The organism is Micromonospora sp. NPDC047707 (genome assembly GCF_040704235.1).
Taxonomy (GTDB): domain Bacteria; phylum Actinomycetota; class Actinomycetes; order Mycobacteriales; family Micromonosporaceae; genus Micromonospora.
Window position 1 is genome coordinate 69635 of sequence record NZ_JBEYSU010000029.1, and the last position, 12108, is coordinate 81742.

At 71.5% G+C, this 12108-nt stretch carries 11 protein-coding genes; 7 read left to right on the plus strand and 4 right to left on the minus strand.

Features of this window, described 5'->3' with window-relative positions; translation table 11 throughout:
• Positions 1-82: 82 nt before the first annotated feature.
• Both AB0873_RS24890 and AB0873_RS24895 read left to right on the plus strand, forming a co-directional pair.
• On the plus strand, positions 83-649 hold the full coding sequence (locus AB0873_RS24890; protein ID WP_155332777.1) for an adenine phosphoribosyltransferase: 567 nt from the start codon (positions 83-85) through the stop codon (positions 647-649).
• Between the two features lie 237 nt (positions 650-886).
• Positions 887-3340: a bifunctional (p)ppGpp synthetase/guanosine-3',5'-bis(diphosphate) 3'-pyrophosphohydrolase gene (locus AB0873_RS24895; protein WP_196255945.1), complete on the plus strand. Its 2454-nt coding sequence runs from the start codon at positions 887-889 to the stop codon at positions 3338-3340.
• A 54-nt stretch (positions 3341-3394) separates the two neighbouring features.
• Here the strand turns inward: AB0873_RS24895 and AB0873_RS24900 are convergent, their stop codons facing one another.
• On the minus strand, positions 3395-4159 hold the full coding sequence (locus AB0873_RS24900) for a peptidylprolyl isomerase (RefSeq protein WP_155334300.1): 765 nt from the start codon (positions 4157-4159) through the stop codon (positions 3395-3397).
• A 100-nt stretch (positions 4160-4259) separates the two neighbouring features.
• The gene (locus tag AB0873_RS24905; protein ID WP_366602532.1) at positions 4260-5138 is read right to left on the minus strand and encodes a peptidylprolyl isomerase; all 879 of its coding nucleotides are present in this window, start codon (positions 5136-5138) and stop codon (positions 4260-4262) included.
• Between the two features lie 255 nt (positions 5139-5393).
• Here AB0873_RS24905 and AB0873_RS24910 point away from each other — a divergent pair, with 255 nt between their 5' ends.
• The 3 genes from AB0873_RS24910 to AB0873_RS24920 all read left to right on the plus strand — a co-directional run bounded on the left by AB0873_RS24910 (position 5394) and on the right by AB0873_RS24920 (position 8516).
• Complete coding sequence (locus AB0873_RS24910; protein WP_366602534.1) at positions 5394-6113, plus strand: MBL fold metallo-hydrolase; 720 nt, start codon at positions 5394-5396, stop codon at positions 6111-6113.
• Positions 6114-6166: 53 nt separating this feature from the next.
• Positions 6167-7489 (plus strand): histidine--tRNA ligase, encoded by a 1323-nt coding sequence (hisS, locus tag AB0873_RS24915; protein ID WP_366602535.1) that lies wholly within the window; start codon positions 6167-6169, stop codon positions 7487-7489.
• A gap of 91 nt (positions 7490-7580) precedes the next feature.
• Positions 7581-8516 (plus strand): acyl-ACP desaturase, encoded by a 936-nt coding sequence (locus AB0873_RS24920; protein WP_366602537.1) that lies wholly within the window; start codon positions 7581-7583, stop codon positions 8514-8516.
• A gap of 146 nt (positions 8517-8662) precedes the next feature.
• On the opposite strand, the gene AB0873_RS24925 is transcribed toward AB0873_RS24920, so the two are convergent.
• Positions 8663-9178 carry a PaaI family thioesterase gene (locus tag AB0873_RS24925; protein ID WP_366602539.1) on the minus strand — a complete coding sequence of 172 codons (516 nt, stop codon included), beginning with the start codon at positions 9176-9178 and terminating at the stop codon, positions 8663-8665.
• Between the two features lie 56 nt (positions 9179-9234).
• On the opposite strand from AB0873_RS24925, the gene AB0873_RS24930 reads away from it, so the two are divergent.
• Positions 9235-9711: a helix-turn-helix domain-containing protein gene (locus AB0873_RS24930; RefSeq protein WP_155332770.1), complete on the plus strand. Its 477-nt coding sequence runs from the start codon at positions 9235-9237 to the stop codon at positions 9709-9711.
• A gap of 81 nt (positions 9712-9792) precedes the next feature.
• Here the strand turns inward: AB0873_RS24930 and AB0873_RS24935 are convergent, their stop codons facing one another.
• Positions 9793-10623 (minus strand): SGNH/GDSL hydrolase family protein, encoded by an 831-nt coding sequence (locus tag AB0873_RS24935; RefSeq protein ID WP_366602540.1) that lies wholly within the window; start codon positions 10621-10623, stop codon positions 9793-9795.
• Positions 10624-10872: 249 nt separating this feature from the next.
• On the opposite strand from AB0873_RS24935, the gene AB0873_RS24940 reads away from it, so the two are divergent.
• A complete protein-coding gene (locus AB0873_RS24940; RefSeq protein WP_366602542.1) occupies positions 10873-11925 on the plus strand; it encodes a S1 family peptidase in 1053 nt (350 codons plus the stop codon).
• Positions 11926-12108 lie beyond the last annotated feature (183 nt).

Genomic DNA, 12108 nt, shown 5'->3' on the forward strand with positions numbered 1-12108 from the left:
CGCAGACCGGTCCGACGGCGTCCTTCATGCTGTGCGAGCAGCAGGGAGGACGCCGTCGTCGTCGAAGGGAACGGAAACTGCCGTGACGGAGACCCACAGCACCGGGGTACGGGGAGACAGCGGCCGGGAGGTCGCCCAGCTGGTGGCCAGCCGGGTGCTCGACGTGCCCGAGTTCCCGAAGCCGGGCGTCGTGTTCAAGGACCTGATGCCGCTCTTCGCCGACGGTGACGTGTTCCGGGAGGTGATCGACGGGATCATCCGCCACCACGGGCGGGACTCGTTCGACGCGGTGGTCGGGATCGAGGCGCGCGGGTTCGTGATCGCGGCGGCCATCGCGTACGCGGCCGGCGTCGGCGTGGTGCCGGTGCGCAAGGCGGGCAAGCTGCCCCGCCCCGCGTACTCGGCCTCCTACGAACTGGAGTACGGCGAGGCCACCCTGGAGGTCCACCAGGACGCGTTCACCGCCGGGCACCGGGTGCTGGTGGTCGACGACGTGCTCGCCACCGGCGGGACCGCCGAGGCCACCCTCGACCTGGTCGAGCGGGCCGGCGGCACGGTTGCCGGTTTCACGGTGCTGCTGGAGCTGGGCTTCCTCGGTGGCCGGCAGCGGCTCGCCCCGCGTCCGGTCCATGCCCTGTTGACCGTTTGAGCACCACAGCCGTCGGACGGACCCGGGGCGGTCCGTCCGGCGGAGCGGCGGGGCACCGTGCGTGCGGGTAGCATTGCCCTTTGCTGACCGGACGGGTGACCGTCCGGTGGGCGCCGGCCCGGAGCCGGCGGGGAACAAGACCGGCCCGGCGGCCGGTTGAACGCGACGTCGGCCGCACGGCCGGCGCATTTCCGGCGAGCGGTGAGGAGGCCGGTGTCCCACGATGTCGCCCCTCCGGTGGAGGGCACGGTGCACCCGACAGGCGACGGCTCGGTGACCGACCGGAACGGTGACGCCCGGGTGACCGGTCCCGGCGACGCCCCCGGCGCGACGGACGCCATCCGCCCCGGCGCGACCGCCGGGAGCGAGGGGGTCGTCGTCCCGATCCGGGGCGCCTCGCCCGACACCTCCCCGAGCGGTGGGTTCGCCCTGTCCAACGCGCCCACCGGGCGGCGGGTCCGGGCGCGCCTGGCCCGGTTCAACGCCCCTTGGCAGTCCTCGCAGGTCAGCGAGGTGCTGGAGCCGCTGATCGCCACCCACCGGGAAAACCACCCGAAGGCCGACGCGCGGCTGCTCCAGCGCGCCTTCGACACGGCCGCCCGATGGCACTCCGGCCAGTACCGCAAGTCCGGTGACCCGTACATCACCCATCCCCTCGCGGTGGCGACGATCCTCGCCAACCTGGGGATGGACAGCACGACCCTGGTGGCGGCGCTGCTGCACGACACCATCGAGGACACGGAGTACACGCTCGACCAGATGCGCGCCGACTTCGGCGGCGAGGTGGCGCTGCTGGTCGACGGCGTCACGAAGCTCGACAAGGTCAAGCTGGGCGACGCGGCCAAGGCGGAGACGATCCGCAAGATGGTCGTCGCCATGGCCAAGGACCCGCGCGTCCTGGTGATCAAGCTCGCCGACCGGCTGCACAACATGCGGACCCTGACCTTCCTGCCCCGTCCCAAGCAGGAGCAGAAGGCCAAGGAGACGCTGGAGATCCTCGCCCCGCTGGCCCACCGCCTCGGTATGAACACGATCAAGTGGGAGCTGGAGGACCTGGCGTTCGGCACCCTGTTCCCCAAGCGGTACGAGGAGATCAACCGCCTGATCGGGGAGCACCAGCCGCAGCGGGAGGCGCTGCTGCGGCAGGTCACCCAGAAGGTGGGCACCGACCTGAAGGCCGCCAAGATCAAGGCGGAGGTCACCGGCCGGCCGAAGCACCTCTACTCGATCTACCAGAAGATGATCGTGCGGGGTCGCGACTTCAACGACATCTACGACCTGGTCGGCGTGCGGATCCTGGTCGACACGGTGCGGGACTGCTACGCGGCGCTGGGCGTGATCCACGCCAACTGGCAGCCGGTGCCGGGCCGGTTCAAGGACTACATCGCCATGCCCAAGTTCAACATGTACCAGTCGTTGCACACGACGGTCATCGGGCCGACCGGCAAGCCGGTCGAGATGCAGATCCGCACGTACGCGATGCACCGCACCGCCGAGTTCGGCATCGCCGCGCACTGGAAGTACAAGGAGCACAAGGGCACGCAGATCGTCGGGCCGCCGGCGCACATCGACGAGATGACGTGGCTGCGGCAGCTGCTGGACTGGCAGCGGGAGGCGGCCGACCCGAGCGAGTTCCTCGACGCGCTGCGCTTCGACCTGTCCAGCCAGGAGGTGTACGTCTTCACCCCGAAGGGTGACGTCATCCCGCTGCCGACCGGGTCGACGCCGGTGGACTTCGCGTACGCGGTGCACACCGAGGTCGGGCACAAGTGCATCGGCGCCCGGGTCAACGGCAAGCTGGTGCCCCTCGAATCGACGCTGTCCAACGGCGACGTGATCGAGATCTTCACCTCGAAGTCCGACACCGCCGGCCCGACCCAGGACTGGCTGGGCTTCGTCAAGAGCCCGCGGGCGCGGACGAAGATCCGCCAGTACTTCAACAAGGAGCGGCGCGAGGAGGCGATCGAGGCCGGCAAGGACGCGATCGTCAAGGCGATGCGCAAGCAGGGCATGCCCCTGCAGCGGATGCTCACCTCGGACGCGCTGATGGCGATCGCCCGGGACCTGCACCTGGCCGACGTGGCCTCCCTGTACGCCGCGGTCGGCGACAGCCAGGTCTCCGCCCAGTCCGTGGTGCAGAGGCTGATGGCCACGTACGGCGGCGAGGAGGGCGCGGCGGAGGACATCGCCGAGACCGCCGTCGCCACCCGGCCGCCGCGCAGCCGGCAGAGCAGTGCCGACCCGGGTGTGGTGGTCCGCGGGGTCAGCGACGTCTGGATCAAGCTGGCCCGCTGCTGCACCCCGGTGCCGCCGGACACGGTCTTCGGCTTCGTCACCCGCTCCGGCGGGGTGAGCGTGCACCGGGACGACTGCGCCAACGCCGAGGACCTGCGGGCGCAGAGCGAGCGGGTCGTCGAGGTGAGCTGGAAACTCACCAGCGCCTCGACGTTCCTGGTGGCCATCCAGGTGGAGGCGCTCGACCGGCACAAGCTCCTGGCCGACGTGACGCGGGTGCTCTCCGACGAGCGGGTCAACATCCTCTCCGCCACCGTCACCACCACCCGGGACCGGGTGGCGGTGAGCCGGTTCAGCTTCGAGATGGCCGACCCGAAGCACCTGGGCCACCTGCTGGCCGCCGTCCGCAAGGTCGACGGCGTCTTCGACGCGTACCGGGTGACCTCCGGCGCCTGACACGGAAGCGCCCGCCGGTCCGAGACCGGCGGGCGCCTGCGTGTTCGTGCGAAGTCAGCTCATGGTGAGCTTGTTGATGACGATCTCCTTCTTCGGATGACCGCCGCCGGCCTGCTGGGCGAACGCCTTGTCGTCGCCGGCCGCCGCCACCTGCTTGACGATGTCCATGCCGCTGGTGATGGTTCCGAGCACGGTGTAGTTCGGGTCCAGCGGCGAGTCGCCGTAGACGATGAAGAACTGGCTGCCGGTGCTGCCCGGCTGGCCGGAGTTCGCCATCGCGATGACGCCCTCCGGGTACGGGGGCCGCTTGTCCGTGGGCAGGTTCTCCTCGCCGAGCCGGTAGCTCGGGCCGCCGGTGCCGTCGGTCTCCCGCCAGCCCTTGCCGGTCGCGCTCGGGTCACCGCACTGGAGCACCTTGATGCCCTCGGTCACCAGCCGGTGGCACTTGGTGTTGTCGAAGAAGTTCTTCTCGGCCAGGTGGTTGAAGCTCGCGGCGGTGCACGGCGTCCGGGCCCGGTCGACCTTGGCGGTGATCTGCCCCAGGTTGGTGTCGATCGTCATCGTCTGGGTGCCGGTGTTCGGCTGCTGGTTGCCGGGCAGGCCGACGTCCTTGATCTGCGGGGTGCGCTGCTCCGCCTCGATCGGGGTGAACGCGCACTGGGCGGCGCCCGACGGCGCGGCCGTGTCGGTGGTCGGGTCGTCGCCGACCGCGGACACCAGCCAGACGGTGCCGGCGACCACCAGCAGCAGGGCGGCGCCCGCTCCGACGATCGCCTGGGTCTGCCGACGCCGGCGCGCCCGGGCCGACCGTTCGGCCATCTCCTTCTCGAGCCGGGCGCGGGCCGCCGCGCGCTGCCGCTCTCTGGTGGACGTCACGCCTGATCCTCCTGAGCTGTGTCGGGTTGGTGGGTCGGCCGCGTCAGCCGGCGCTGGGGGTGGCCGACGCGGTGGACGTCGGCGTCGCCGCCGGGCTCGGCGCCGGTTCGGTGACCGTCAGGCTCTGGACGACCACGTCGTCGTCCTTGGGCTTGACCTTCGCCCCGCTCCCATTGTCCACGGTCGGCAGCTTGCCGATCTTCTCGATCGTCTCCAGACCGGACGTGACCCGCCCGATGATCGGGTACTTCGGGTCGGCGGTGGTGAAGTCCTTGAAGAAGACCAGGAACTGGCTGCCGTTCGCCCCCGGCGCGGACCCGATCATCGCGACCGTGCCCTTCGGGTACGTCGCGGGCTGGCCGGGCGCGGGGCTCGCCGACGGGGACGGAGCGGCGGCGGGGACGTTCTCGTCGTAGAACGAGTACGCCGGGCCGCCCAGCCCCGTGCCGCTCGGGTCGCCGCAGCGCACCGCGCCCTCGGTCGTGATCTCGTGGCACTTGGTGTTGTCGTAGAAGGAGCGGCCGGCCAGGTGCGTGATGCTCGCGACCGCGCAGGGGGCGCTGGCGACGTCGAGCTCGGCGGTGACCGGGGCGCCCTGGTTCGTGACGACGGTCATCGTGCGGACGCCCTCGGTCGGCAGGCCGGTGGTGGCGGGCGTGCCGACGTCTCTGAGGTTGGTGTTCGCGGTGGCGTCCTGCGGTGTCCAGAGGCAGACGTCCTCGGCGGCGGAGTTCTCGGCCGGGTCGCGGTCGAAGGCGCCCAGCCCCCAGGCCGAGCCGAGCACGATCAGCACGAGGACGACGGCGACGCCGATCCCGGCCTGGATCTGTCGGCGACGACGCACCCGGGCGGCCCGCCGGGCCATCTGCCGGTCGAGCTTGGCCCGCGCGAGTTTGCGCTGCCGGTCCCTGCTGGAAGCCACCCGTGCTCCCCTTCCTCTACCCTGGTTCCGTGGCGGACGGGCCGCGCCCGTCGGGTGGGCAGGTGTGCCACGCCACACGCCCGCCAGAGTGTACGGCCAGTGGCTGGGAACGTGGTGTACGAGGTCGGCGCTGCCGTCATCGGGCATCGTCACTGTTCCCGGCCGGGTTGCGGAGCCGGTGCGTGGACGAAACCGTTTCCGTCGGCGACTAGGCTCAGGGACGGGACCCGACAGCTCGACGGAAGGGGAGCGGACGTGCTCGTGGCCGGCTTTCCCGCGGACGCCTTCGGCACCAACTGCTACGTGGTCGCCACGGCGCCGGGGGAGCAGTGCGTGGTGGTCGACCCCGGCATCGGCGTGCTCGACCGGCTCGACGCGCTGCTGGCCGAGCACCGGCTGCACCCGGCGGCGGTTCTGCTCACCCACGGCCACCTCGACCACACCTTCTCGGTCGCGCCGGTCTGCGGCGCGCGGGGGATCACCGCGTACGTGCACCCGGGCGACCGGGAGATGCTCGCCGACCCGGCGAAGGGGCTGTCGGCCGACCTCACCGCGCTCTTCGGCGGCCGTCTGCCGTACACCGAGCCGGCGGACGTCGCGGAGCTGACCGACGGCGCCACGCTGAGCCTCGCCGGGCTGGAGATCACCGTCGACCACGCGCCCGGCCATACCGGCGGGTCGGTGCTGTTCCGGTTGCCCGGCGCCGGCTCGCGCTGGGAGGCGGACGAGATCTGCCTCTCCGGCGACGTGCTCTTCGCCGGCTCGATCGGCCGCACCGACCTGCCGGGCGGCGACATGCCGGCGATGCTCACCAGCCTGCGGAGCAAGATCCTCCCGCTGGCGGACGACACCGTCGTGCTGCCCGGCCACGGCCCCGCGACGACCATCGGCCGCGAGCGCGCGACCAACCCGTACCTCATCGAGGTGGCCGGGAACGACGGCGCGCGACCGGCGGCCCCCGCCCGCGGCCTGTAGCCGCACACCGACGCTTCCGCGCCCGACCGCGCGGGTCCTGTGAACGGAGCATCATGAGCAAGCCCACGCCCATCTCCGGCTTCCCGGAGTGGACGCCCGCCCAGCGGATGATCGAGCAGTACGTGCTGGACCGGATCCGCGGCACCTTCGAGCTGTACGGGTTCGCGCCGTTGGAGACCCGCGCGGTCGAGCCCCTCGACCAGTTGCTGCGCAAGGGGGAGACCTCGAAGGAGGTCTACCTGATCCGGCGGTTGCAGGCGGACACCGACGGCCCGGCCGGTGACGACGCCCTCGGCCTGCACTTCGACCTGACCGTGCCGTTCGCCCGCTACGTGCTGGAGAACGCCGGCAAGCTGCAGTTCCCGTTCCGCCGCTACCAGATGCAGAAGGTGTGGCGGGGCGAGCGGCCGCAGGAGGGCCGGTACCGGGAGTTCCTCCAGGCCGACATCGACATCGTCGACCGGGACACCCTCGCCCCGCAGCACGAGGCGGAGATGCCGCTGGTGATCGGCGACGCGCTGCGCTCGCTGCCGATCCCGCCGGTGCGCATCCAGGTCAACAACCGCAAGATCTGCGAGGGCTTCTACCGGGGGATCGGCATCGAGGACCCGGAGGCGGCGCTGCGCGCCGTCGACAAGCTCGACAAGATCGGTCCGGCGAAGGTCGCCGAGCTGCTGGCCGAGACGGCCGGCGCGAGTGAGGCACAGGCCAAGGCCGTCCTGTCGCTGGCCGAGATCGCCGCACCGGACGCGTCGTTCGCCGACGCGGTACGGGCGCTCGGGGTGACCCACCCGCTGCTCGACGAGGGCGTCGAGGAGCTGGTCCGGGTGATGGACACCGCCGTCGAGCACGCCCCCGGCCTGTGCGTCGCCGACCTGCGCATCGCGCGGGGCCTGGACTACTACACCGGCACCGTCTACGAGACGCAGATGGTCGGGTACGAGCGGTTCGGCTCGGTCTGCTCCGGCGGCCGGTACGACAACCTCGCCACCTCCGGAACCGCCCGTTTCCCCGGCGTGGGCATCTCCATCGGGGTGACCCGCCTGCTCGGTCTGCTGTTCGGCGCGGGCGCGCTGACCGTGTCGCGGGACGTGCCGACCTGCGTGCTGGTGGCGGTGACCAGCGAGGGGTCGCGGGCCGCGAGCAACCGGGTCGCCGAGGCGCTGCGGGCGCGCGGCGTGCCGACCGAGGTGTCGCCGAGCGCGGCGAAGTTCGGCAAGCAGATCCGGTACGCCGAGCGCCGCCGCATCCCGTACGTGTGGTTCCCGGGCCCGGAGGGGGACGAGGTCAAGGACATCCGCTCCGGTGAGCAGGTACGCGCGGAGGCCGGGGTGTGGATGCCGCCGTCGGTGGACCTGAAGCCTCTCGTCAGCTGAGTCGACGCCGGGGCTCTGCTGGGACGCGACTGGCGCGGACGGACGATCGCACCTACGGTAGCGTAAGTTACGCCATCGTAGGGAGATCGCCGTGACCGTGCTCAGCCAGACCGCCCTCTTGCACGAACTCGAGGCCGTGGTCGAGAAGAACCTCGACCGCCACCTGTCGCTGGCCAAGGAGTGGTTCCCGCACGAGTACGTGCCGTGGAGCGAGGGACGCGACTTCGACGGGCCGATGGGTGGGGAGGCGTGGTCCCCGGAGGACACCACCATCCCCGAGGTGGCGCGCACCGCCCTGATCGTCAACCTGCTCACCGAGGACAACCTGCCCTCGTACCACCACCAGATCGCCACGCTCTTCGGCCGGGACGGCGCGTGGGGGACGTGGGTGCACCGGTGGACCGCCGAGGAGGGGCGGCACGGCACGGCGATCCGGGACTACCTGACGGTGACCCGTGCCGTCGACCCGGTGGCCCTGGAGCGGGCCCGGATGACGCACATGTCGAACGGGTTCCACAACGCCCACGACGAGGAGATGCTGCACTCGCTCGCGTACGTGTCCTTCCAGGAACTCGCCACGCGGATCTCCCACCGCAACACGGGCAGGGCCACCGGCGACCCCCGGTGCGAGGCGCTGCTCGCCCGGATCGCCGCCGACGAGAACCTGCACATGGTGTTCTACCGCAACCTGCTCGGCGCGGCCCTGGAGTTGGCCCCGAGTCAGGCGATGCGCGCCGTGGCCGACGTCCTGGCCGACTTCCAGATGCCGGGCAACGGCATCGACGGCTTCGCCCGCAAGTCGGTGGCGATCGCCCTGGCCGGCATCTACGACCTGCGGCAGCACCGCGACGAGGTGGTGGTCCCGGTGCTGCGGCAGTGGGACATCTTCAAGGTCACCGGTCTGAACGGCGACGGTGAGGCCGCCCGCGAGCAGATCGCCGCCCATCTGGACGATCTGGAGCGTGCCGCGTCCCGCTTCGAGGAGAAGCGCGACGCCCGCCGCGCCCGCCGGAGCACGCTCCGCTGACTCCCTCGGCCTGCTGACCTCGGGCCCGCTGACGCGGCCCCGGGCGCGACCGTCGCCGGCTCTCGGAAGCGACGGCGCGCGCCCGGGGAGTTCCGGGGCCCCTCCCCGGGACTTCCTGCCGGTGCGGGAGGAGGGGCGGCGGGGGATCAGGCCTGGGTGGGGGCGTCCACGGGGAACAGGAGGCAGGTGGACGTGGCGTGGGCGATCAGCCGGCCCCTGGTGTCCGTGAGGCGGGCTTCGGCCAGGGCCGTCCGGCGGCCCCGCTGGAGGACGGTGCCCTCGCAGCGCAGGGTGCCGGAGTCGACGGTGACCGGGCGGAGGAACTTCACGTTCAGGTCGAGTGAGGTGTAGCCAACTCCCGCCGGCAGGGTGGTGTGCACGGCGCAGCCCGCGGCCGTGTCCAGCAGCGTGGAGATGACGCCACCGTGGACGGTGCCGAGCGGGTTGTAGTGGAACTCCTGCGGCACCAGCTCGACGGCGACCCAGCCCTCCTCGGCCTCCATCCGCGCCATGTCGACCAGGTGCATGATCGGCGGGGCGGCCAGCTCGCCCGCGATCATCGCCCGCAGCAGGTCGAGGCCGCTGCGCCGACCGAGCTGAGCCGCGTTGACGCCCGGGTCGGACCAGGAGAACGTACGGCTGCGGTCCTGCGTCTGTGTCATGGACTCAGCCTCGCAGTCGTTTGCTGAGTCTGTCAATCAGACCTAGCCTGGCGGGTATGAGACCCGCGGCACTGGACTGGTCGATCGAGAACTGCACGATCGCCCGCGCGATGGAGGTCCTCGGCGAGAAGTGGACCCTCGTGGTGCTGCGTGAGGTGTTCAACGGCGTCCGCCGCTTCGACGACATGCGGGTCCGCACCGGCGTCCCCCGCCAGGTGCTCACCAACCGCCTCGCCATGCTGGTCGCGCATGGCGTGCTGCGCCGCGAGCCGTACCGGGAGCCCGGCAGCCGGGTGCGTCACGAGTACCGGCTGACCCCCAAGGGCCTCGACCTGTGGCCGGTGCTGGTCGCCGTGCTCGGGTGGGGCGACCGGTACCTCGCCGACCCGGAGGGTCCCCCGCTGCGCGTCGACCACCGTGACTGCGGCGGCGAGGTGGGTGTCGTCCTGCGCTGCGAGCGGGGCCATCAGATCGACGAGCCCCGTGACGTGGTGCCCCGGCCGGGCCCAGGGGCGCGCCGCCGGGCCGGCTGACCCGGTCGGCGGCGCCTGGTACCGCTGCGGGGAGGCCGGGCGCGCGGACGCCGGAGCGCCGCGCGCCGGTCACGGGCTCGCCTACCAGCGGAAGCCGGCGGCGTACGACACGCTCGCCAGCACCTGCTGCCCGCTGGTGTTCGGGTGGAAGTAGTCCCAGCCGGAGAGCTGGCTCAGTTTGAACGGGTAGCCGAAGACGGCGTTGTTGTCGAAGAGGCAGTTCGCGCCGTACGCCGCGCAGGCCGCCGCGAGCTGGGCGTTGAAGTCGATCACCCGCTGCCGGACCCGGTTGCGCCGGTCGACGTCGGCCTGGGCGGTGGAGGTGGGGTTGGCCAGCATGGACTGGCAGATGCCGAAGAGCGACCAGGCGCTGCGGGCGCTGCCGCTGTCCTTGCCGACGAACCAGAGCCGGTGGATGTCCGGGACGCTGATGAGGAAGACCTTGGCGTTGGGCAGACCCGCCTTGAGCCGGTTGAGCGCGGAGTCGATGTTCGCCCGGAAGGTGGTCACCGAGGTCATCGTCGACTCCGAGCTGGTGCAGGCGTCGTTCGCGCCGATCAGCATCGTGACGTACCCGACGCCCTGGCTGACCGCGGTGCCGGCCTGGCCGTACATGTCGGCGGACTTCGCCCCCGACCGGGCGTCGTTGTGGTTGCGACCGTTGATGTTCGGGTTGACCGAGCGGATGCGCAGGTAGTGACTGTTCACCGTGGAGTAGTCCCCGGTGCTGAATGAGCGGGAGGTGCAGTCGACGTACCACCCGCAGGCGTTGAAGCCGCGGGTGATGGAGTCGCCGAGACTCGCCATCGAGTTCGGTGGCGGGCCAGCGTCGGCGACGGCGGGGGTGGCGGCGAGCAGGACGAGGGCGATGACGCCGGCGAGGGCGGCCAGCGCGCGACGGATGACGGTCATGGGGGCCTCCGGGTCGCGGGTGCCGGGATACGCGGTTACCGGAGCGTATAGATAACGGTCTGTGTCCACAATGTTGCCGAGCCGTTACATGTGGCCGTTGGGTGAATTCGGGCAAACGGAGGCCTTGCCTATGATCTTAAATATGTGAATACTTCCCTCAGCTCGGCCGGTTCCCGCAGCTAGCCGGGTTGACCCCCGCGGTCCCGCTGCCCTGGCGTGGGCCGTCCCCCCGTTCACGGAGGTTGTTACATGCGACCCACGAGGTCCACGTTCCGCCGCGCCGCCACCCTCGTCGCGGCCGGAACCCTGGTCGCCGGAGCCCTGATGGGAGCCCCGGCCCAGGCCGCCCCCGCCGCCTCACCGGACGCCGCCGCCACCCTCGCCGAGCGGCTCGGTGACCGCGCTGCCGGTACCTACGCCGGCGCCAACGGCAAGATGGTCGTCGCCGTGACCGATGCCGTCGCCGCCCGCCAGGTCGCCGCCGCCGGCGCCACCCCGAAGATCGTCACGCGCGGCGCCGCCGAGCTGAACCGCGCCACCGCCGAACTGGAGCGCACCGCCAAGATCCCGGGCACCGCCTGGTGGGTCGACCCGGCCACCAACCAGGTCGTCGTCTCCGTAGACAGCACCGTGACCGGCGCCAAGCTGGAGCGGGTGAAGGCCGCCGCGGCGCGGACCAACGGCGCGGTGCGCATCGAGGCCGAGGCCGGCGTGCTGAGCACCCGGATCTCCGGCGGCCAGGCCATCTACGCCGGCGGCGGCGGACGCTGCTCGCTCGGCTTCAACGTGCGCAGCAGCAGCGGCGTGAAGTACTTCATCACCGCCGGCCACTGCACGAACATCTCGTCGAACTGGTACTCGAACTCGTCCCAGACCACGCTGCTGGGCACCCGGGCCGGCTCCAGCTTCCCGGGCAACGACTACGGCATCGTCCGGTACAGCAACCAGACCACCACGCAGCCGGGCAACGTCTACCTGTGGAACGGCAGCTACCGGGACATCACCGGCGCCGCCAACGCGTACGTCGGCCAGTCCGCGCAGCGCTCCGGCAGCACCACCGGCCTGCGCAGCGGCTCGGTCACCGCGCTCAACGCGACGGTGAACTACGCCGAGGGTTCCGTCTCCGGCCTGATCCGCACCAACATCTGCGCCCAGCCCGGTGACAGCGGCGGCTCGCTGTTCAGCGGCTCCACCGCCCTCGGCCTGACCTCGGGCGGCAGCGGCAACTGCAGCACCGGCGGCACCACCTACTTCCAGCCGGTCACCGAGGTGCTGAGCCGCTACGGCGTCAGCGTCTACTGACCGATCCATCCCGAGCGGGCCGCCGGATTCCTCCTCCGGCGGCCCGCCCGCACGTGGCGGTCCGCCCGCATGTAAGGAAGGGCCCCTTCTTAGTGAGCGTTTGAGAAGTGGGGCGGGTCCGTCGGCGTGTCGTGTTGGACGTGAGAGAAGGCCCTCGGTAGGTCCGGTGGTGTCGAGCCAACC

What these genes read in the sequence shown, in the direction of transcription:
- AB0873_RS24900 (WP_155334300.1), bottom strand. Translation starts at nt 4,159, where the DNA reads ATGGCCGAACGGTCGGCCCGGGCGCGCCGGCGTCGGCAGACCCAGGCG.
- AB0873_RS24925 (WP_366602539.1), bottom strand. Translation starts at nt 9,178, where the DNA reads ATGACACAGACGCAGGACCGCAGCCGTACGTTCTCCTGGTCCGACCCG.
- AB0873_RS24940 (WP_366602542.1), top strand. Translation starts at nt 10,873, where the DNA reads ATGCGACCCACGAGGTCCACGTTCCGCCGCGCCGCCACCCTCGTCGCG.
- AB0873_RS24935 (WP_366602540.1), bottom strand. Translation starts at nt 10,623, where the DNA reads ATGACCGTCATCCGTCGCGCGCTGGCCGCCCTCGCCGGCGTCATCGCC.
- AB0873_RS24930 (WP_155332770.1), top strand. Translation starts at nt 9,235, where the DNA reads ATGAGACCCGCGGCACTGGACTGGTCGATCGAGAACTGCACGATCGCC.
- hisS (WP_366602535.1), top strand. Translation starts at nt 6,167, where the DNA reads ATGAGCAAGCCCACGCCCATCTCCGGCTTCCCGGAGTGGACGCCCGCC.